This window comes from Mesorhizobium sp. CAU 1741 (assembly GCF_039839275.1).
In the GTDB taxonomy this organism is placed as follows: Bacteria; Pseudomonadota; Alphaproteobacteria; order Rhizobiales; family Rhizobiaceae; genus Aerobium.
This window is the reverse complement of record NZ_JBDOQP010000004.1, coordinates 147,269-168,180: the sequence shown is the minus strand read 5'-3', so window position 1 is coordinate 168,180 and position 20,912 is coordinate 147,269. Positions and strand designations below refer to the sequence as shown.

General features: G+C 65.9%; 16 protein-coding genes. 13 read left to right on the top strand and 3 right to left on the bottom strand.

Going from position 1 to position 20,912, the window contains the following annotated elements; genetic code table 11:
• Positions 1–13: 13 nt before the first annotated feature.
• From AAFN84_RS17275 to AAFN84_RS17235, 9 genes are all read left to right on the top strand, one after another.
• Entirely contained in the window at positions 14–487 is a 474-nt protein-coding gene (locus tag AAFN84_RS17275; RefSeq protein WP_347515878.1) for a MarR family transcriptional regulator, read from the top strand.
• A 71-nt stretch (positions 488–558) separates the two neighbouring features.
• Positions 559–1,275 carry a type II CAAX endopeptidase family protein gene (locus AAFN84_RS17270; RefSeq protein WP_347515877.1) on the top strand — a complete coding sequence of 239 codons (717 nt, stop codon included), beginning with the start codon at positions 559–561 and terminating at the stop codon, positions 1,273–1,275.
• A 186-nt stretch (positions 1,276–1,461) separates the two neighbouring features.
• Complete coding sequence (locus AAFN84_RS17265; protein ID WP_347515876.1) at positions 1,462–3,042, top strand: ABC transporter substrate-binding protein; 1,581 nt, start codon at positions 1,462–1,464, stop codon at positions 3,040–3,042.
• A gap of 60 nt (positions 3,043–3,102) precedes the next feature.
• Positions 3,103–4,275, top strand: a complete 1,173-nt coding sequence (locus tag AAFN84_RS17260; RefSeq protein ID WP_347516215.1) for an amidohydrolase — start codon at positions 3,103–3,105, stop codon at positions 4,273–4,275.
• A 22-nt stretch (positions 4,276–4,297) separates the two neighbouring features.
• On the top strand, positions 4,298–5,275 hold the full coding sequence (locus tag AAFN84_RS17255) for an ABC transporter permease (protein ID WP_347515875.1): 978 nt from the start codon (positions 4,298–4,300) through the stop codon (positions 5,273–5,275).
• A gap of 10 nt (positions 5,276–5,285) precedes the next feature.
• Positions 5,286–6,116, top strand: a complete 831-nt coding sequence (locus AAFN84_RS17250; RefSeq protein ID WP_347515874.1) for an ABC transporter permease — start codon at positions 5,286–5,288, stop codon at positions 6,114–6,116.
• Positions 6,113–7,744, top strand: coding sequence for an ABC transporter ATP-binding protein (locus tag AAFN84_RS17245; RefSeq protein WP_347515873.1), 1,632 nt, complete (start codon positions 6,113–6,115; stop codon positions 7,742–7,744). The genes AAFN84_RS17250 and AAFN84_RS17245 overlap by 4 nt, the downstream gene beginning before the upstream one ends.
• Before the next feature lie 8 nt (positions 7,745–7,752).
• Positions 7,753–9,717, top strand: coding sequence for a pyridoxamine 5'-phosphate oxidase family protein (locus AAFN84_RS17240; RefSeq protein WP_347515872.1), 1,965 nt, complete (start codon positions 7,753–7,755; stop codon positions 9,715–9,717).
• Between the two features lie 169 nt (positions 9,718–9,886).
• Positions 9,887–11,119 (top strand): ABC transporter substrate-binding protein, encoded by a 1,233-nt coding sequence (locus AAFN84_RS17235; protein WP_347515871.1) that lies wholly within the window; start codon positions 9,887–9,889, stop codon positions 11,117–11,119.
• 48 nt (positions 11,120–11,167) lie between these two features.
• Here the strand turns inward: AAFN84_RS17235 and AAFN84_RS17230 are convergent, their stop codons facing one another.
• From AAFN84_RS17230 to AAFN84_RS17220, 3 genes are read right to left on the bottom strand one after another with little or no spacing between them, the layout of a single operon-like run.
• The gene (locus AAFN84_RS17230; protein WP_347515870.1) at positions 11,168–11,935 is read right to left on the bottom strand and encodes an enoyl-CoA hydratase/isomerase family protein; all 768 of its coding nucleotides are present in this window, start codon (positions 11,933–11,935) and stop codon (positions 11,168–11,170) included.
• A 3-nt stretch (positions 11,936–11,938) separates the two neighbouring features.
• Positions 11,939–13,180: a CoA transferase gene (locus AAFN84_RS17225; protein ID WP_347515869.1), complete on the bottom strand. Its 1,242-nt coding sequence runs from the start codon at positions 13,178–13,180 to the stop codon at positions 11,939–11,941.
• 59 nt (positions 13,181–13,239) lie between these two features.
• Positions 13,240–14,151, bottom strand: a complete 912-nt coding sequence (locus tag AAFN84_RS17220; protein ID WP_347515868.1) for a hydroxymethylglutaryl-CoA lyase — start codon at positions 14,149–14,151, stop codon at positions 13,240–13,242.
• A 173-nt stretch (positions 14,152–14,324) separates the two neighbouring features.
• Between AAFN84_RS17220 and AAFN84_RS17215 the strand changes: the two genes are divergently transcribed.
• From AAFN84_RS17215 to AAFN84_RS17200, 4 genes are all read left to right on the top strand, one after another.
• Positions 14,325–16,256, top strand: coding sequence for a GAF domain-containing protein (locus tag AAFN84_RS17215; RefSeq protein ID WP_347515867.1), 1,932 nt, complete (start codon positions 14,325–14,327; stop codon positions 16,254–16,256).
• Positions 16,257–16,376: 120 nt separating this feature from the next.
• On the top strand, positions 16,377–17,657 hold the full coding sequence (locus AAFN84_RS17210; RefSeq protein WP_347515866.1) for a hydroxymethylglutaryl-CoA reductase, degradative: 1,281 nt from the start codon (positions 16,377–16,379) through the stop codon (positions 17,655–17,657).
• 324 nt (positions 17,658–17,981) lie between these two features.
• Positions 17,982–18,383, top strand: coding sequence for a biliverdin-producing heme oxygenase (locus tag AAFN84_RS17205; RefSeq protein ID WP_347515865.1), 402 nt, complete (start codon positions 17,982–17,984; stop codon positions 18,381–18,383).
• Positions 18,370–20,910, top strand: a complete 2,541-nt coding sequence (locus AAFN84_RS17200; RefSeq protein WP_347515864.1) for an HWE histidine kinase domain-containing protein — start codon at positions 18,370–18,372, stop codon at positions 20,908–20,910. The genes AAFN84_RS17205 and AAFN84_RS17200 overlap by 14 nt, the downstream gene beginning before the upstream one ends.
• Positions 20,911–20,912: the final 2 nt, after the last annotated feature.

Below are 20,912 nucleotides of genomic sequence, written 5' to 3'. Positions count from 1 at the left end.
AGGAACCCTGATATTGTCAAGACGAGACGACGCCATCCTGGCGCGGGCCGCGCTGCGGCCCAGGACGATGTATCTGCTCAACCAGGCCAACCAGGCCGTGCGCATGCAGATCGAGCAGGATCTCCGGCCGCTGGGGCTCACCGGCATCCAGTACACCGTGCTGAGCATCGTCGGAACGCGGGACGGCATCTCCTCGGCCGAGTTGTCGCGGCGCTTCTTTGTCACGCCCCAGACGATGAACGAGATCGTCTCGGCGCTGGAGAAGCGGGGGCTGCTTGCCCGCGAGCAGAGCGCGCGCAGCAAGCGCATCCTCACCGCGACGCTGACGGATGCCGGCCGTGAAATCCTGGTCGAGGCAGACCTCGTCGCCGACAGGATCGAGGCGAACGCCTTCCGGCATCTGTCGGATCGTGATTTCGACGAGTTGCGCAGGGTGCTGGGCGGACTTCTCGTCGCGCTGCGCAAGGACGGCCTGGCCAAGGCCTGACGCACGCGCTTGAAGTTGCCCTAAGCAGGCAACATATGCCCTGTCCCCGAAGACGAAATCCTGGACAGCCGATGCCTGCCATGCCCTCCGAGCCCTTGACCGACGCATCTGCAACCCAACGGGGCGACACTCCGGGCTGGCCCGAGGTGGCTGCCGGCCTTCTCGGCCTGGCGATCGTCGGCTATGGCGGCGGCATCCTCATCTCCAGGATGCCGCTCGATCCGATCGTGATCGGCCTGATCTTCACGGCGCTGTCGGGGATCGGTGGTCTCGCCGGTTTCATGGCGGCGTACTGGCTGCGCATTCGTTCTTGGCCGGCCTTCGGCGTTCGCCGGACGACGGCACGGTGGATGCTGATGGGCGTCGGAGCCGGCATTGCCGCCTTCGTGCTCAAGAGCCTGTCGATCCTCGGCTACCTCGCGCTCACTGGCGATCAGTCGAACCCGCAGGAAATCTACGCCATCGGCGCAAGCGGCGGCCTCTGGACCGTCATGCTGGCCACGCTCTTCATGACGCTTCTTACACCGCTCGGCGAGGAGTTGCTGTTTCGCGGCGTCGTCACGACCGCGCTGCTGCGCTACGGGCCCTTGGTCGGCGTGGTGGGCGGCGCGCTGATCTTCGCGCTTTTCCACGGGATCAATCTCGTGTTTCCAGCCGCACTTGTCACAGGGCTGATCGCCGGCGAGATTTTTCGGCGCAGCGGATCGGTGTGGCCGGCGGTGGCGGTGCATGCCGTCGTCAATCTCCCGACGATCCCGGTCATGGTGCTCGCGAGCGCCGCGCAGTAGCACGCATCGCCTGTCACAAGGTCTGTCCACGCTCCACCCTTCGATCCGTCACGCCTATTTGTCGACGAACGACACTGCCGGTTGCGGCTTGTGTGTGTCCGCGACATTGAAGGCGGCGGCCAGCGTTACCTATGGTCTTGCCTACAACGCGTAGGGAACACGCAATCTAGGCAAGGGAGACCTGACATGAATCGGCGAGAATTCAACCTGATGTTGGCGGCAACGATCGGCTCCACGGTCTTCGCGGGGCAATCCTTCGGCCAGGAGGCCGACGGGTCGCTGACTGCGATCATCCAGCCCGAGCCGACCATCCTCAACCTCGGCATCAACCAGCAGACGCCCACCGGTGTGGTGGGAGGAAAGATCTACGAGGGGCTGCTTGCCTACGCAAAGGATCTGTCGCCGCAGCCGCTGCTGGCCGATTCCTGGGAGGTCTCCGAGGATGGCCTGGCCTATACGTTCCATCTGGTTCGCAACGCGAAGTGGCACGATGGCGAGCCCTTCACCGCCGCCGATGTCGTCTTCTCCTGCACGTCTTTGCTGCCGGAAACGCATCCACGCGCCCGCGCCGTGTTCGAGCGCTGCGAAAGCATCGAAGCGACCGACGACTATACCGTCGTCTTCACCCTGAAGCAGGCCTTTCCGGCATTCCTGATGGCATTCGAGACGGCGTCGGCGCCGATGCTGCCGCGCCACCTCATGGAGGGCACGGACTTTCGCAAGGCCGGCGCGGAGCAGGACCCGATCGGCACCGGTCCGTTCCGCTTCAACGAATGGGTGCGCGGTTCGCACATCCATCTCACCGCATTCGAGGACTATTACCGCCCCGAGCAGCCCCGGTTGCGCGAGATCTACTATCGCGTCATCCCAGACGCCGCCTCGCGCGCGGTCTCGATGGAGCAGGGCGAAACGCAGCTCGCGCAATGGCAGGACATCGAACCGTTCGACGTGGCGCGTCTTTCGGAACTGCCGCATCTCGACATGACGACCGACGGCTACGAATACTTCTCGCCAATGGTGTGGATCGAGCTGAACTGCCGCCGCCCGCCGATGGACGACAAGCGCTTCCGGCAGGCGCTGATGCACCTGATCGACCGCGAATTCGTCCGCGACCGCATCCTGTTCGGCCTTGCCCGCGCGGCCACGGGCCCCATCGCATCGTCGATGCGCTTCTACGAGACCGACGTGAAGACCTATGATCCTTCCGTCGAGAAGGCGACCGCGCTGCTTGACGAGATGGGCCTGAAGCCCGGCGCCGACGGCATGCGCGCCACGCTCAAGTTCACCATGGTGCCGGCGGGCGAGGTGTGGACCCGGATCGCCGAATATGTGCGCGAGTCGCTGCGCAAGGGCGGCATCAACGTCGAACTGCAAAGCAACGATCTCGCCGGCTGGGTCGAAGCCGTGAGCAACGGCGATTTCGACATCTCCGGCAACCAGGTCTACCAGAACGGCGATCCGGCGCTCGGCGTGGCGCGCACCTACGTTTCCTCCAACATCCGCAAGGGGGTCATGTTCTCCAATACCGCCGGCTACTCGAACCCCAAGGTGGACGAACTCTTCGACGCCGCGGCAGTGGAGCTGGATGAGGAGAAGCGGCAGGCATACTACACCGAGGTCCAGCAGATCCTGGTCGAGGATATGCCCGTGCTGTGGCTCTGCGAGCAGAGATATCCGACGATCTACGACGACCGTCTCAGGGATATCGTCGACTCGGCGACGGGCATCAACGCCAATTTCGGCAAGGTGCATTTCGCCTCGGCCTGAGGCGTGCCCTTTCCGCGACAGTGATCGCCAGCGCAAGACAGGAGAGTATCAGACAGCATGATGCCGCATTTCGACGACACGGAACTCGATGCCCTCCGCGCCTGGCGGCACAAGCTGCACCAGCAACCCGAGGTTTCGGGCGAGGAGGCGGAGACCGCGCGCGAAGTGGTCGCTTTCCTGGCCGATACCAGGCCCGACGAGGTCATCACCGACCTTGGCGGGCACGGTGTGGCACTCGTCTACAACGGCACGGAACCTGGGCCTGCGGTGCTGCTGCGCTGCGAGCTTGATGCTCTCCAGATCCACGAAATCTCGGATCTTCCCTACCGTTCTCTCAAGGATGGCAAGGCGCATATGTGCGGCCATGACGGGCACATGACGATCATGGCCGCCGTCGCACGGCGGCTGGCGGTCCAGCGGCCGGCGCGGGGCAGGGCGGTCCTGCTGTTCCAGCCGGCCGAGGAGACGGCGCATGGCGCGGAGGCGGTGCTCGCCGATCCGAAGTTCGACGCGATCGCGCCGGACTATGCCTTTGCGATCCACAACATGCCCGGCCTTCCTCTCGCGCATGTTGCGGTCGCGGCGGGCCAGATCACCTGCGCCTCGATGGGGCTGCGGATCGAACTGACCGGCAAGACGTCGCACGCGTCTGTGCCGGAAGCCGGCATTTCGCCGGCGATGGCGGTGTCGCGGATCATCGCCGCCGCCAGGACGCTGGAGGCGGGCGATGTCGTCGAGCCCGGCTTCCGCCGCGTCACGATCACGAGCGTCCAGATGGGCAAGCCGGTGTTCGGCATCACGCCCGGTTCGGCGGAAATCCGCATGACGCTGCGCACGCCGCAGAACGAGGCGATGAACGGCCTGCTCGAGGACATGCTGGGCATCGTGCGCGAGACGGCCGCGCAGGAGCGCCTGACGGTCGACCATTCAACCCACAATTTCTTTCGCGCATGCATCAATGATACCGAGGCCGCGTCGATCTTCGACGGGGCCGTGGACGGGATGAAGCTGTCGCGGGTGACGGACTACCTGCCGATCCGCGGCGCGGAAGATTTCGGTCTGTTCGGCTCGCGCTCGAAATCGGCGCTGCTGTTCCTGGGCGCCGGCATGGATCTGCCGATGGTGCACAACCCGGACTACGATTTCCCCGACGCGCTGATCCCGACGGGGGCGGGGCTGTTCCTCGGGGTTCTCGATCGACTGCTCGGCCTGCCGGCGCAGGGCGACCGATAGGCCAAGGGAACTCATACGCCTGATGTCCATCATCGCTCGCCTGTCCGCTAAGCTCGCCGGGATCGCGTTCACCATCCTCGTCATAGCGACGATCAATTTCGTTCTGATCCATTCCGCGCCCGGCGACCCCGCCCAGGTCATCGCCGGCCAGTCGGGCGCCACCGATGAGGCCTTCCTTGCCCAGATCAGGGCGGAGTATGGGCTGGACCAGCCATTCCTCGTGCAGCTCGGCACCTATATCGGCAAGCTGCTGCAGTTGGATCTCGGCTATTCCTACCGGCAGGGCGCGCCTGTCAGCCAGCTCATCCTCGAGCGGTTGGGGCCGACGCTGCTGCTGACCTTCTCCGCCTTCTTCCTGTCGCTGATCGGCGGCGTCCTGCTCGGCGCGTTCGCGGGCAGGCGGCACGGCACCTGGTCCGACCTCGCAATCTCGCTCGTCTCGCTCCTGCTCTATGCCACGCCGGTGTTCTGGCTCGGGTTGATGCTGGTGCTGATCTTCTCGATCCGGCTCGAATGGCTGCCGGCCTTCGGCTATTCGAACATCCGTTCATCCGGCTTCGGCCCGCTGGAATACGCGCTCGACGTCACGCGGCACCTGGTGCTTCCCGTGGTCACGCTGGCGGCGATCTACCTCGCCGTCTACACGCGGCTCATGCGCTCGTCGCTGATCGAGGTGTCGCATGAGGACCACGTGCGCACGGCGCGCGCCAAGGGGCTCTCCGAATCGCAGATCCTGTCGCGCCACATGCTGCGCAACGCCGCGGTCCCTGTCGTCACCTTCGCCGGCCTGCAGGCCGGCGCGCTGATCGGCGGGTCGGTGGTCGTCGAGACCGTGTTCTCGTGGCCGGGGCTTGGCCGGCTGACCTACGATGCGGTGACCGCGCGCGACTATCCCGTCCTTCTCGGCCTGTTCCTCATCATGTCGATGCTGGTCATCGCCACCAACCTGCTGACCGACTTCCTGCACCGGGTCATCGATCCGCGCATCAAGAGCCGATAGGAGAACAGCCATGCAGGATTTCACCCGCGCGTTTCTCCGCCGCCCTGCCGGCATCGTGGGGCTCGTGCTGCTAGGCCTCGTATGCCTCCTTGCCGTCGCCGCCCCGCTGCTCTATCCCGCTTCGCCCTGGGAAATGGCCGGCATTCCGTTCAGCGCGCCGGGCGAAAACGGCATGCTGCTGGGCTCCGACACGCTGGGCCGCGACATCGCGGCGGGCATCGCCCACGGCGCCCGCATCTCGATCGTCATCGGCTTTGCGTCGACACTGACGGCGCTGTGCATCGGCGTCGTCTTGGGCTGCATCGCGGGCTATGCCGGCGGCGCGGTCGACATGGCCATCGTGCGCTTCACCGAGATTTTCCAGACGATTCCGAGCTTCGTGCTCGCGATCCTCTTCGTCGCCATCCTCACACCGTCGATCACGACCATCATCCTGTCGATCGGGCTGGTGAGCTGGCCGCCGCTCGCCCGCCTGACGCGGGCGCAGGTCCGCACGGTTTCCCAGCGCGAGTTCGTGCAGGCCGCACGTTGCCAGGGCCAGTCGACACTCTCCGTCGTCGTGCGCCACGTCCTGCCCAATGCGGTGTCGCCGATCATCGTCGCCGGATCGCTGACGGTGGCGGCTGCGATCCTCATCGAGGCGGCGCTGTCCTTCATGGGGCTGGGCGATCCGAGCTTCATGAGTTGGGGCTACATGATCGGCGCCGGCCGCACCGTGATCCGCCAGGCATGGTGGATGAGCGTCTTTCCCGGCCTCGCGATCCTGCTGACCGTGGTTGCCATCAACCTCGTCGGCGAAGCGCTGAACGACACGCTCAACCCGAGGATCTCGCGCGCATGACCGAGCCGCTGCTTGCCATCGAGAACCTCGTCGTCGGCCTGCCGCAAGGCGCCGACCGCACCCGCGCGGTCGATGGCGTCAGCCTGGCGGTGAACCCGAACGAGATCGTCTGCCTGGTCGGCGAGAGCGGTTCGGGCAAGTCGGTCACCGCACACGCCATCCTCGGCCTGCTGCCGCCCAAGGTGAAGGTGCAGCAGGGCGCGATCCGCTTTGCCGGCCGTGATCTGCTCGGCCTGCCGCCCCGCGAGATGCGCGCGTTGCGCGGAAACAAGATTGCGATGATCTTCCAGGAGCCGCTGACCGCGCTCAATCCGCTGGCGCGTGTCGGCAACCAGGTGGCCGAGGCGATCCGAACCCATGGGTCGACGGTGTCGGGCGACGTCGACGCGCGCGTCAGCGAGCTTTTCGGCCAGGTCGGCCTGCCCGATCCTGCATCGCTTTCGTCGGCCTATCCGTTCCAGCTCTCGGGCGGGCAGCGCCAGCGCGTGATGATCGCCATGGCGCTGGCCAACGATCCGCGCCTGCTGATTGCCGACGAGCCGACGACCGCCCTCGACGTCACGACGCAGCGCCAGATCCTCGACCTGATACGCAGCCTGCAGAAGAAGCGCGACATGGGCGTGCTGTTCATCACCCACGATATCGGCGTCGTCGCCGACATCGCCGACCGCGTCGTCGTGCTGCGGCATGGCAAGGTCGTCGAGCAGGGCGCTGCCGCTTCTGTGCTGAACGATCCGAAGGAAGTCTACACGCGCGACCTGCTCGACGCCGTTCCCGGACGGGGCGCGGTGCGGTCGGTCGAGAATCACGGCGCGCCGCTTCTGGAGGTCAGGGGTCTGCGCAAGGTCTTCACCACGCGGCAGGGCCTGCTCTCCGCACCGCGCCGCGTGGTTGCCGCCGAAGGGATCGACATCGTGCTCAATCGCGGCGACACGCTCGCCGTGGTGGGTGAGAGCGGCTCGGGAAAGTCGACGCTGGCACGCATGGTGCTGCGCCTGATCGAGCCCGACGCGGGCGACATCGTATTCGACGGCGCGCCCGTCCGTGCCATGCGGGGCGAAGCGCTGCGCCAGTTTCGCCGCAAGGTGCAGATTGTCTTCCAGGACCCGTACGCTTCGCTCGACCCGCGATTGAAGATCGGCGAAAGCATCGTGCGCGGCCCGATGGCGTTCGGCGCGTCGCGAGCCGACGCCGTCGCCATCGCTAAGCGCTGGCTGGACAAGGTGGGGCTCGGCGCCAACACGCTGGACCGCTTTCCGCACGAGTTTTCCGGTGGTCAGCGGCAGCGCATCTGCATCGCGCGGGCGCTGGCCCTCGATCCCGTCTGCCTCATCGCCGACGAAGCGGTGTCGGCGCTCGACGTATCGGTGCAGGCACAGGTGCTGAAGCTGTTGTCCGACCTGAAAGCCGAGATGGGGCTCAGCATGCTGTTCATCACGCACGATCTGCGGGTCGCCCGGGAGATTGCCGACCGCATCGTCGTCATGGAAAAGGGCTGCGTCGTCGAGCAGGCGGCGACCTCCGAGCTGTTCGATGAGCCCCGCGCCGAATATACGCGGCGGCTGCTGGATGCGGTTCCGGGCCGGGACTTCTTCGCTCGCCGCGCGGCGGCCCACGAAACGGTCTGAGGGACGCCATGGATGATTGCACTCGGCGCTTCATCGAACGGTCGACGCTGCTCTTCATCGCCTCGCGCGACGCCGATGGCGCAATGGACGTCTCGCCGCGCGGCGGCCAGCCATGCGTTGTCCGGCTGCGGGGGGATGGCTGTCTTCTCCTTCCCGACTACATCGGCAATCGTCGGCTGGACACGCTCTCGAACGTGCTGAGCAATCCGGACGTCGCGCTGGTCCTGCTTAACCGGGGCTGCGAGGACTATCTGCGTGTGGCCGCACGCGCCGCGATCTCGCGGCATGACGACGACATCGGCGCGTTTCCCGCCGACGAGAACCCGCCGCTGAGCGTGCTCGTCCTGACGCCGACGCGGATGGAATTCGTGCAAAGCGAGGCGTTTCGCCGAAGCGGCTTCTGGATCGATCCGGCCGACAGGAAGCCGCCGCTGGATGCGCTTGGCATCTACGCCAGCGACGGCAAATGGCAGGTCGACGGCGGTCGCCAGCCCGTGCTCCGCGACGTGGCATCTGAAGACCGGCTGGCCGAGACCGGCCTGCGCGACGTCTACGGAACGCCGAGCGCGCTGGTGCAGAACAAGGCGTTCAGCGCCGCCGGTCCCGGCTTCATGGACTTCATCGACGAAGCGCGATTCATCGTCCTGGCGCGCCAGGATCAACATGGCGGACTGTCGATCAATCTCGTCGGAGGATCGACGCTTCGCCCACAGCACGATGATGACAGTGAGATATTCGTGCTGGACCTCGATGAGGACAGTCGTACCGGTGAGGCCAAGGATTGCGCGCTGCTCGCGGTCGAGCCGGGACGATGCGACAATCTGAGGCTCAACGGGGTGTGCCGCGAAGGCGATGGACCACGCCGGGTGGTCATCCAGACGGATGAGGTCTTTCTGCACTGCTCGGCGGCGTTCGCGCGGTCGCGGATCTGGAACGATACACCGCCGACCGCATGGACCGGGCTGCGCCGCTTCGTCTGCACCGGGCGCAGTCAGGAGAGCCCGGACGTGGTGTCCTTCGTGTTTTCGCCACGCGACCGTGCGCCCGTCGGCGGCGTGCTGCCGGGACAATACGTAACGGTGTCGCTGCCGGGTGTCGGCGGCCGGCCCGCGTCGCGCCGCTGCTACTCCGTCTCCGGCACGCCCGGCGCACGCGCGCTGCGCATCACCGTTCGGCGCATCGACAGCGACGGCATGTCGGCTCGCCTGCATCGCGACATCGACATCGGCAGCGAAGTGCTTCTCGGCCCCCCGGCCGGCAGGTTCGTACTCGACGCCGGCTCGCGGCGACCGGTGGTGCTGGTCAGCGCCGGGGTCGGGGTGACGCCGCTGCTGCCGATGCTGGAACAACTGTCCGCGGAAAGCGACGGGCGCCCCGTCTGGTTCGTCCATGCAGCCCGCAGCGGCGGACATCACCTGTTCCGGCAGGAGGTGCAGCGTGCGGCGCAGGCCAATCCCGCCATCAGGCTGCTGACCGCCTATTCGCAGCCGGGGCCCTGCGATGACTGCGATCATCGTGGCCGGCTCGACGCGTCGGTGCTGGCGGCACATCTGCCGGTTGACGGCTGCGATTTCTATCTGTGCGGGCCGGCAGGGTTCATGACGTCGGTGCGTCAGGGCTTGGTTGATCTGGGCGCCGCGCCGGAGTGTATCCGTACCGAGGCTTTCGAAGCCCGCGATGGAGGGACTTTCGCCGGATTGATCACCGGCGCTGCCGAGCCATGCGGCGTTACCTTCGCGCGCTCCGACCGGACTGCGACATGGACGCCGGAATCCGGCAGCCTGCTCGATCTCGCGCTCGCCAATGGCGTTGACGTGCAGTACTCCTGCCGCAATGGCGAATGCCAGTCCTGTACCCAGCGCATCGTGAGCGGAAAGGCGGCCTATCCGGCGGGCGAAGAGCCGTTACTGGCGCGCGGCCAGGTCCTTCTGTGCCAGGCGATCCCGCGCGGCGATGTTGTCCTCGACTGCTGATCGCGGGCCTTATCGTGGCGAAGCAGTGATGAATCGACACTGCAGGGACCGCCGGCCATGATCGCGAAACATTGTCGCGCCGTCCCGGCAATTCGTACCCTCTCCTTGCATAAGCACGGGTCCGGCTGCAGGAGGCAGCCGGGCATCGTCGAGCACAGGGAGGAACATCGTGCAGCATCGCAAATTCTCATCATTCGGCATCGCCACGGCACTTGCCTGTGCGGCGTTGCCCGTCGCGGCCGGCCACGCCCAGGACGTGGCAATCTCCGATGACGTCGTGCGCATCGGCCTCATCGAGGACATGGCGGGCGTCTATTCCGACATCACCGGGATGGGTGCCGTCACCGCCGCCAGGATGGCGGTCGAAGAGTTCGGCGGCAGCGTTCTCGGCAAGCCGGTAGAGGTCGTCTTCGGCGACCACCAGAACAAGCCCGACATCGGCTCGGCCATCGCGCGCAAGTGGTTCGACGAGGACAAGGTGGATGCCATCCTCGACGTGGCGTCGTCGTCACCGGCCCTGGCAGTCATCGAGATCGCCAAGGAGAAGGAGAAGATCATCACGCTGAGTTCTCCCGGTTCGCTACAGATCACCAACGAGGTCTGCGGGCCCTATGTCGTCCACTGGGCCTACGACACTCACGCGATCGCCCACAGCACCGGCAAGGCGCTGGTCGAGCAGGGCTTCGATAGCTGGTACTTCGTCACCGCCGACTACGCCTTCGGCCACAGCCTCGAGAAGGACACGTCCGAGGTCGTCACAAGCGCCGGCGGCACGATCCTCGGCAACACCCGCCTGCCGGTCGGCACCAACGATTTCGCCTCCGCCCTGCTGACGGCGCAGGGCTCGCAGGCCAAGGTCGTGGCCCTTGCCAATGCCGGTGCCGATGCCATCAACTCGATCAAGCAGGCCGCCCAGTTCGGCCTCACACAGGGCGGCCAGAAGCTGGCGACGCTTGCCGGCTTCATCAACGACGTGCACGGGCTCGGCCTGGAGGAAGCGCAGGGGCTGACCATCACGGAAGCCTCCTATTGGGATCTCAACGACGAAACGCGGGCATGGTCGCAGCGCTTCTTCGAGCAGATGAACGCGATGCCCAACATGCTGCAGACCGGTACCTATTCCTCCGTGCTCCATTATCTCAAGGCCGTCGAAGCCGCCGGCACCGACGAGACCGAGGCGGTGATGGCCAAGATGCGCGAGATGCCCGTCAACGACGTGTTCTACAAGAACGCCACCATCCGCGAGGACGGCCGGCTGATGCACGAGATGTATCTGTTCGAGGTCAAGACGCCGGAAGAATCGGAAGCGGCGTGGGACTATTACAAGCTGCTCGCCACCATTCCGGCGGAAGAGGCCTTCCAGCCGATCGAAAAGTCGACCTGCTCGCTCGTCGGTAACTGAGCGGCACACGACACAGGCGCGGCCGCACATCGCGGCCGCGTTTGGCCGTCAATCTTTGGGCTTTGCGGCTGCCCGGGCAGCGAAGGCGGCGAGCCCCTTCTTCGCGTCGTCGCTGGTGAAGGTCTTCTGGCCGAGCGCCGCTTCGCGGGCAAACGCCTCCGCCCATGGCAGGTCCTGCAGCGTCAACGCCGCTTCCTTGATCGTCTGCACCGCCGTCGGGCTCAGAGAAGCGATCCGCGCCGCCGTCTCGTGGGCCACCGCCGCGACATCGCCGGGCGCGACGACCTGGTTGACGACGCCACGCATCTCGAGCTCCCTGGCTGAAAAGCGCCGCGCGGTGAGCATGATCTCCATCGCGTGGGCATAGCCGATCTGGCGCACCAGCCGCACCAGCGTGCCGCCGGCCGGAACGAAGCCGTGCATCGGCTCGGGAAGCTGGAACTGCGCGTCGTCGGCGGCGATACGGATGTCCGTGGCGAGCATGATCTCGAAGCCGCCACCCAGGCAAAGGCCGCGGACGGCGCAGACGATGGGCTTGTAGAAGTTCATGTTCTTCAGGTGCGCCGGGTCCCAGGCGCTGATGTCGAACCGGCCGCTGGCGAGCGCGGGAATCGATTCGGTCAGGTCGGCACCGACACAGAACGCCTTGTCGCCGGCGCCCGTCAGCACGACCGCACGGATGTCAGCGTCGTCGCGGATTTCGGCGAACGCGGCGCCGAGATCGTCGTACATCTGCAGCGACAGCGCGTTGAGCTTGTCGGGCCGGTTGATCGTGACGGTGGCGACCGCGCCGTCGCGCGAAAGTTCGATGGCCATAGCTCAGATCGCTCCCGTCTCGGTGAGACGCTCGATCTCCTGGGGCGTTAGCCCGGCAAGCCGCGAATAGACGAAGGCGTTGTGCTCGCCCGGGTCGGGTGCCTTCTCGCAGGGGTTTCCGGGCGTATCCGAGAGCTTCACCGGCAGGCCGAACATGCGCACCAGCTTGCCGGCGACCGGCACGTTGACGATCATCTCGCGCGCCGCGATGTGCGGGTCCTCGACCACTTCGGCGATGGTCTTGATCGCGCTGAGCGGCACGCGGTCCCCGGCCAGTTCCTCCAGCTCCGCCTTGGTATAGCTGCTGAACCAGCGCTCCAGTATCGGCTTGACCCGCGTTTCCGCCACGACGGCGTCGAAGCGCTTTTCCATCGTGTCGATGTCCGGCTCGTCCGCGACTTCCGGCTCGCCGAATAGCTCGCAGGTGATGCGCCAGAACTTGTCGGTATATCCGCCAAAGAAGACGAAGCCGTCCTTGCAGGGAAACTGTCCGTAAGGCCGCACGAAGGGATGGTCGTTGCCGAGCGGCGAGGCGACGTCTCCGCCCGTCGTGTAGCGCACCACGGCGTTTTCGGTCAGCGTGAGGACGGAGTCCTGCTGCGAGATGTCGACCACCTGCCCCTTGCCGCTGTGCTCCGCCACCCGCAGGGCCGCAAGGGTGCCGATCGCCGCATAGAGCGAGGCGGCGAGGTCGCCGATGATCGTGCCGACGCGCACCGGCGGCTGGTCGGGATAGCCGTTCATCGACCACAGGCCGCCGGTGGCCTGCCCGGTATTGTCGTAGGCTGGTCGCGAGGAATTCGGGCCGGTGCGTCCGAACCCGCTGATGGCCGTATAGATCAGCCGCGGGTTCTCGGCGCTGAGGACGTCGTAGCCCAGCCCGAGCTTCTCCATCGTTCCCGGCCGGAAGTTCTCGACCAGGATGTCGGCGCGGCGAACCAGCTTCTTCAACAGCGCCTTGCCCTCGTCAGAACGCATGTTGAGCGTGATGCCAAGCTTGTTGCGGTTGTACTGGGTGAAGAACGCCGAGAACTCGCCGTCGTCGCCGCCGACGAATGGCGGGAAGCTGCGCGCATAATCGGGCTCGTCCGGATGCTCGACCTTGATGACGGTGGCGCCGAGATCGGCAAGCAGCATCGAGCAGAACGGCCCGGCGACCACGCGGGTGATGTCGAGTACCGTCACCCCCTTGAGCGGCCCCGAGCCGGTCACGCCGTTTGCCGCCGCAGGCTTTGTGTCAGACATCGAATTCTCCCTTGCCCGAAAAGTATGTGATCACCGTCGCACGGTTCGCGTTCATGCTTCTATCTCTTGGCATCTGTGGCGGAAGCGAGCATCGCCTGTCCCGCTCTGGACGAGGTCGCGCGTCCCAGGTGCCCGGAAATGTATGCGCCTGCCGCCGCCGCCGCCGCCAGGTCGACGCCTGTTTTCACGCCAAGGCCTTCGAGCATGTAGACGAGGTCTTCGGTTGCGACGTTGCCGGACGCTCCGGGCGCGTAGGGACAGCCGCCGAGGCCGGCGATGGCGCTGTCCACGGTGGCCGCGCCTTCCTCGATGCAGGCGAGGATGTTGGCCAGCGCCTGGCCGAAAGTATCGTGGAAGTGAAGCGCCAGCGTCTGCGGGGCCAGTTCGCCGGCCACCGCGCGAAACATGTCTCGTGCGGACCTGGGCGTGCCGATACCGATCGTGTCGCCCAACGATATCTCGTAGCATCCGAGTTCCGCCAGCCGGCGGGAGACATCGACCACGGCGGTCAACGGCACGGCGCCCTCATAGGGACAGCCAAGGACGCAGGAAACATAGCCGCGCACGGCAATGCCCTGAGCGGACGCGATCTCCACGACCGGCCTGAAACGTTCGATGCTTTCGGCGATCGAGCAGTTGATGTTGCGTTGCGAGAACGTCTCCGACGCCGATGCGAAAATGGCGATTTCGTCCACTGGAAGCGCCGCCGCCTCCCGCATTCCCTGCTCGTTGGGCACCAGCACGCTGTAGCGTGTCCCTTGCACCCTTGGTGCGCCGCGTACCACTTCCGCCGAAGCCGCCATCTGGGGCACGCGGCGCGGCGAGACGAAGCTGCCGAGCTCGATGCGCAGCAAGCCCGCTGCAACGAGACGCTGCACCAGTTCCAGCCGCACCTCGACGGGCACGGCGACCGCTTCGTTCTGCAAGCCGTCGCGCGGCCCGACTTCGACGATCGATACGTCGCCTACCATGCGTCACTCCGTCCAAACTCCAGCAGAACCCATACTATCCACCGCAGTGGACCTATCGAATGGCGATCTGCCACATAGTTTGACGGTTCCTGTATTGATGGTCGCCATACACTATGGCGCTCCCACATCGGAGACTGGGAAGAATGACAACCGAGAGCCGCCGGGAGGAGAGGATGGAAACACGCATCAGCCGTCACCCGGAGGCTGAGCCGTCGGATTTCTATCGCCGCATCCTCGGCCTGCTCGACGCAAATGAACCGGTGTCGTCGTTCGAGAAGCTGAACACGGACGTCTCGCAGCTCGTGGCGGTCGGCGAACTGCCCGGGTCGATGGTCGAGGATCTCGAGATCGCGCTGCGTCTTCATGACAATTTCGAGAACAAGCTCAAGCGGGAGAGGGAGCTTTCCGCGCTTTACGAGACGGCGCGCGACCTTTCGGCGCTGCGAAATCCCGACCAGGTGCTCAAGGCGATCGTCCAGCGCGCCCGCCAGCTCGTCGGCAGCGACATCGCCTACCTGTCGGCCGCCGACGACGAACGCAACGACTTCTTCGTCAAGGCGACCGAGGGCGTGATCTCGCAGGACTTCGCCCGCATCCGCGTGCCGCGCGACGTCGGGGTGTGCGGAAGCGTGGCGCGTACGCGTCGGCCGTTCTATTCCAGCAACTACTCCGTCGACCCCGCTTTCGCGCACGATTCCTTCATCGACCAGGCGACGCAGGGAGAAGGCGTCGTGTCGATCCTCGGCATTCCGCTGGAGGTGGAAGCGCATGTCATCGGCGTGCTGTTCGTCGGCGACCGCTATGTGCGCTCCTATACGCCCCAGGAAATGGCGGTGCTGTCGTCGCTCGGCACCTTCGCGGCTCTCGCCATCGAGAACGCCCGGCTGCTGGAAGAGGCTCGTCGCGCGCTCCAGGCAGCCAAGGATGCCAATGCGGCGCTGAAGGCCAAGGCCGACGATGTCGAGGACGCGGCCGCCGCCCACGAGCAACTGACGGAGCTTGTGGCGCGCGGCGGTACGCTTGACGACCTGACGCGGCGGGTCGGCAACATCCTTCACGGGCAGGCTGTGGTGCTCGACGAGCGCCAGAAGCCGATCACCGGCGCGATGCCCGACCACTTCTCCGAGCAGATGCTGATGCGAGCCGTGCGCGAGAGCGACCGCCTCGGCCGGTCCGTCCAGGTGCATTGCGACGATGGCGGGGTCGCGCTCGTCGCCGCCGCTATCGGCGGCACGGCTCGGCTCGGCTCGCTGATCTTCAAGCGGCAAAGGAGCTTCTCCGCCTCCGAGATACGCACCTTCGAGCGCAGTGCCATCGTCACGGGCATTGTGCTCCTGTCCATGGAGCGGATCGCCCAGCTTGCGCACAAGAGCGCCACTGATGCGATTTCGGCGCTGGTTCGCGGCACCACCGACCCGTTCGCGAGCGGCGCGATGCGGCAGCTTCCCGGCGCCGTCGCGATCACCTGGCCGGTGACGATGATGATGGTGGACCTGGCGGATGTCTCCTTCATCCAGGTCGCCGGCGCCGCGCGTGCGGCCCTGTCGGGCCGTGACACGATCTTCGCCGAGTTCAACGGCGACCTGCTGATCGTCACCAATGGCGAGCGCCCGCGCGACATCGCCGCCGCGTTGCAGGAGCGTTTGCGCGAGGCGGTGCGGCGCGACCTGACGATCGTCATCTCCCGGCCCGTCGAGGCGATCGGCGAGGCGACGGCGCAATACGAGGCGCTGCGGCGCTGCCTCGGGCTGCTGCGGCGGCTCGGCCAGACGGGACGCGTTGCCTTCGAGAGCGCGCTGGCGATGTACGGGCTGGTCTTCGCCGACAAGCAGGGCGACGCGATCGACGCCTTCATTCGCGGCACGCTCGGCCCGGTCATCGAGCACGACATGCGCAAGGGGACGCAGTTGGCGCGCACGCTGCTGGCCTATCTCGACGGCGGACGCAGCCTCCAGAAGGCCGCCGAGCATATCGGCATCCACGTCAATACGATGCGCCAGCGGCTCGACCTCGTCGGGCAGTTGAACCCGGATTGCCTGAACCCGCTGCACGGGCTGGAAACTCATGTGGCGCTTCGCATGCATGCGCTGAAACAGGCCGAATGAGATGAACTTCATTGTCTCCATCCCACGGTGGTCAGCCGGAGCCCTGTGAACGATCCACATTGTTGGGGCGCTGCGGCGCCAATAGGGTGTGCGAGCCCAAGCTTCGAGGAGCCCTGCCACATGCCGACAAACAGCCGCCTTCCCGGATTCTACAAGCTGTCGCCCGCCGAGAGGCTGCAGACCGTCTGCGAGGCGAAGGGGATGGAAAGCGCCGCATTGTCGGTGGTCGTTCCGGCCGACGAGGGAATGCTGGCGATGGCGGACCGGATGATCGAGAACGTCATCGGCACGCTGTCGGTGCCGCTCGGCGTGGCGGCCAACTTCAAGATCAACGGGCGCGACTATCTCGTGCCGATGGCCACCGAGGAACCTTCGGTCGTCGCTGCCGCGAGCAACATGGCGTCGGTCGCCCGCATCCATGGCGGGTTTCACACATCGAGCGACCAGCCGATCATGATCGCGCAGATCCAGGTGGTCGGGGCGACCGATCCGCATGGCGCGCGCCTGCGCCTGTACGAGCGCAGGCAGGAGCTTCTCGACCTCGCCAACGAGCAGGACCCGTTCCTTGTCGGCCTTGGCGGCGGAGCGAAGGATATCGAGGTGCGCATCGTCGACGCCGGCACAGCCACGTATGTCGTGGTGCATCTGATCGTCGACGTCCGCGACGCGATGGGCGCCAACGCCGTCAACACCATGGCGGAGGCACTGGCCCCCCTCGTCGCCGAGATTACCGGCGCGCGGGTGCGCTTACGCATCCTTTCCAACAAGGCGGATCGCCGGCTGGCGCGGGTGCGCGCCGTGTTCGACAAGACCGCACTCGGCGGAGACGACGTCGTTGACGGCATCCTCGACGCCTACGCGTTCGCCGCAGCCGACCCGTATCGTGCCGCCACGCACAACAAGGGCATCATGAACGGCATCACGGCTGTGGTGCTTGCCACCGGCAACGATACCCGCGCGGTGGAGGCGGGCGCCCACTGCCATGCGGCGGCGTCGGGGCGCTACACGTCGCTGTCGACCTTCGAGAAGGACATCAATGGCAATCTCGTCGGCACGATCGAGCTGCCAATGGCCGTCGGGCTGATCGGCGGCGCCACCAAGACGCATCCGGTCGCACAGGCCAATGTCAGGCTGCTGGGCGTGGAGAGCGCGCAGGAGCTGGCCGAAGTGATCGTCGCCGTCGGACTGGCACAGAACACCGGCGCGCTGCGCGCACTGGCGGCCGAAGGCATCCAGAAGGGCCATATGTCGCTCCATGCCCGCAACATTGCGGTTGCTGCCGGCGCGGATGGCGACGAGATCGAACGCGTGGTCGTCAGGCTGAAAGAGAGCGGACACGTACGCATGGACGTGGCGCAAAAGGTGCTCGAAGAGATCAGGGCGACCGCGCCCGCCGAATAGGCGCCTTGTGCCGACAGGTCTCTGACCATGCATCCGCACAAGCGGCGCTGGTCTGCCTAGCGGCGGGCCTTTTTGTCCGCTGGCGCTGGACAATCCGCTGTCGAATTATATCTGACAGGTTAGCAAAGTTAACAGACAGGCCGTGTCGTGGACAGTATTGTCGCGCGCGTTCTGGAGCGGATATTGTACGATACGACTCTTCGAGGCGCTTTGCGCGCCCACACTTCCCTTATTCACGAAAAGCTCGATGCTCTGTCTCCCGACTTCCGGGACGAGGAGGCATATGCGCGTTTCGTGTCTCACAGCCTGGCTTTCAGGTCTGCGATGGAGCCGGCGCTGCAAGAGTGTGACGTATGGACGCCGGACCTGCTGGCACCCGACCTCGCGCGGGACCTCGACGATCTTGGCGCGGCTCCGCGCGAAATGAGCGTCAAAACGCCACAATTTGCGGGTCTGTCCGCCCAGTTGGGTGCGCTCTATGTGCTGGAAGGCTCATCGCTCGGTGCGCGCGTGCTCTATCAGCGAGCCCTCGACCTGGGCATGACGCCCGACTTCGGTGCGCGGGCGCTATTTCGGCAGACGCAGGACAAGCAGCGCTGGAAGCGCTTCGTGGCGCTGCTGGAGCATGCGCCGGACATTGATTTCGACGACGCGAGACAGGCTGCACTGCAGGTCTTCGAGTTAGCCTGTACCGCCTATTCGGAGCCGGATCGTGAACCTGCTTAAGCCCGTCGACCTGACCAACTGCGATCGCGAGCCGATTCACGTGCCGGGCAGCATCCAGCCGCATGGCTGCCTGCTGGCCTGCGACAGCAGCGGCATCACGGTGCTGCGCCACTCCGCCAATGCCGGCCAGATGCTTGGCTTCGGCGAGGGGATCAACGGCACGCCGCTCGAAACCGTTCTTGGCCCGCAGGTGACGCACGATGTACGCAACGCGCTGGCGCGCGCGCCCGAAGGTACGCGCCCGGCTCTGATCTTCAACCGCCAGGTTCCTAACGGTCGCGCCTTCGACGTCGCCGCGCATCGCTACAAGGGCACCGCCATCATCGAGTTGGAGCCGGCGGAAGGCGACACCGCCGCGCCGCTGGAGCTGGCGCGCTCGATGATCGCCCGCGTCGGCGCCGCCGCGACCGTCAAGCGCCTGGTTGCCGACACTGCTCGGCTGGTCCAGGCGATGCTCGGCTACGACCGCGTGATGATCTATCAGTTTGGCGCCGATGGTGCCGGAAAAGTGATCAGCGAGTCCAGGCGCCCCGATCTCGAAAGCTTTCTCGGTCAGTATTTCCCTGCGAGCGACATCCCCCAGCAGGCGCGTGCGCTCTACCTGAAGAACACCATTCGCATCATTTCCGATGCCGATTTCGAACGCATCCCGATCATGCCCGAGCGCGACGTGTCCGGCGAGCCCCTGGACCTGTCCTTCGCCCATCTGCGCAGCGTGTCGCCCATCCACTGCGAATATCTGCGCAACATGGGCGTCGGCGCGTCGATGTCGATTTCCATCATCGTCGATGGCGTTTTGTGGGGGCTTATCGCCTGCCACCATTATGGCCCGCGCACGCTGACGATGACGCAACGCGTTGCCGCCGAGATGTTCGGCGAGTTTTTCTCGCTGCATCTCCACGCCCTGCAGAACAAGCAGTCGCTGGAGACAGCCACGCAGGCGCGCGTCATGCTCGACGGCATCCTGCGGCAGGCAAGCGGCCTCGACGACATCAACCAGCTTCTGCGCGAGAGGCTGGATGAGTTCGGCCAATTCATCCCGTCCGACGGACAATGCATCTGGATTGATGGGCAGCTTGCCGCCCGCGGCGTTACCCCGCCGGCCGATGCCATGCCCGAGCTGGTGCGGTTCGCCAATGCCGCCGCCGAAGGCGGCATCTGGGCCACGCACCATCTGTCTGCCGCACTCCCATCGGCGCGCGCCTATGCGACGGAGGCGGCCGGCGTGCTGATCGTGCCGCTGTCGCAGCGCCCGCGCGATTACCTGTTCTTCTTCCGGCGCGAGCTGGTCCAGGTGCTCGAATGGGCCGGCAACCCGGAGAAGACGTATGATATCGGCCCGCTTGGCGACCGACTGACGCCCCGCAAAAGCTTCGCGATCTGGAAGGAGACCGTGCGCCACCAGTCGGCACCGTGGACGGAAGTTGAGCGGCAGTTCGGCGAAGCCGCGCGCGCTGCGCTTGTCGAGGTGGCGCTGCAGCACTCCGAACTGCTGGCCGACGAGCGCGCCAAGGCGGAGATACGCCAGCGCATGCTCAACGAGGAACTCAACCACCGGGTCAAGAACATTTTGGCGGTGATCAAGTCGCTGGTGAACCATCCAACGGAGGATGGCGAGACGCTGAAGGGATATGTCGAGACGCTGCGCGGCCGTATCCAGGCGCTGTCACTCGCCCACGACCAGGTCATTCGCGGCGGCGGCGGCGGCTCTCTCTCCGATCTTCTCGAAGCCGAGCTGATCCCCTACCGCACCGGACAGTCATCCATCGGTTTCGAGGGCCCGGCGATCTGGATGGATGCGCGCGCCTTTTCGATCATGGCGCTGGCGCTGCACGAACTGGCGACCAACGCCGCCAAATACGGCGCGCTGGCGCAGGCCGGCGGCGAGCTCCTCGTGTCGTGGAGCGTCGATGCGGTCGGCGACTGCCATATCAGATGGTCGGAGACGACGAAGACCAAGGTGATGCCGCCAAAACGGCGCGGCTTCGGCAGCACGCTGATAGAACGAAGCGTGCCCTATGACCTCGGCGGCGACAGCCGGATCGAGTACCGCCCCAGCGGCGTGCTGGCGCAATTCCGCCTGCCGTCGCCGTTCGTCTCCGTGCGCGAGCGACCGGGCGGTGAGACTGGCCTGGCTGCTGCTTCGCAGATGCTCGATGGTGGCGACCTGGCCGGCATTCGCGTGCTCATCGTCGAGGACCAGCTTCTTGTCGCACTCGACCTCGAGATGATCATAGAGGACGCAGAAGGCACAGTTCTCGCCACCGCCAGCTCTGCGCGCGAAGCGTTCGCGGCGCTTGAGCGCGAGCGGCCGCATCTGGCGATCCTCGACGTCAATCTCGGCGATACCACCTCGGAGCCGATCGCGCAGCGCCTTGTCGAGCAAGGCATCCCGTTCATGTTTGCCACCGGATATGGAGACGGCGGCGTGCTGCCGGAGCAATTCTCGCGGGTGCCGGTTGTCAGCAAGCCCTACGAGGCATCGGCAATCCTGCGCTGCGCGCGCGCGCTGCTTCTCGGCGACTAGCC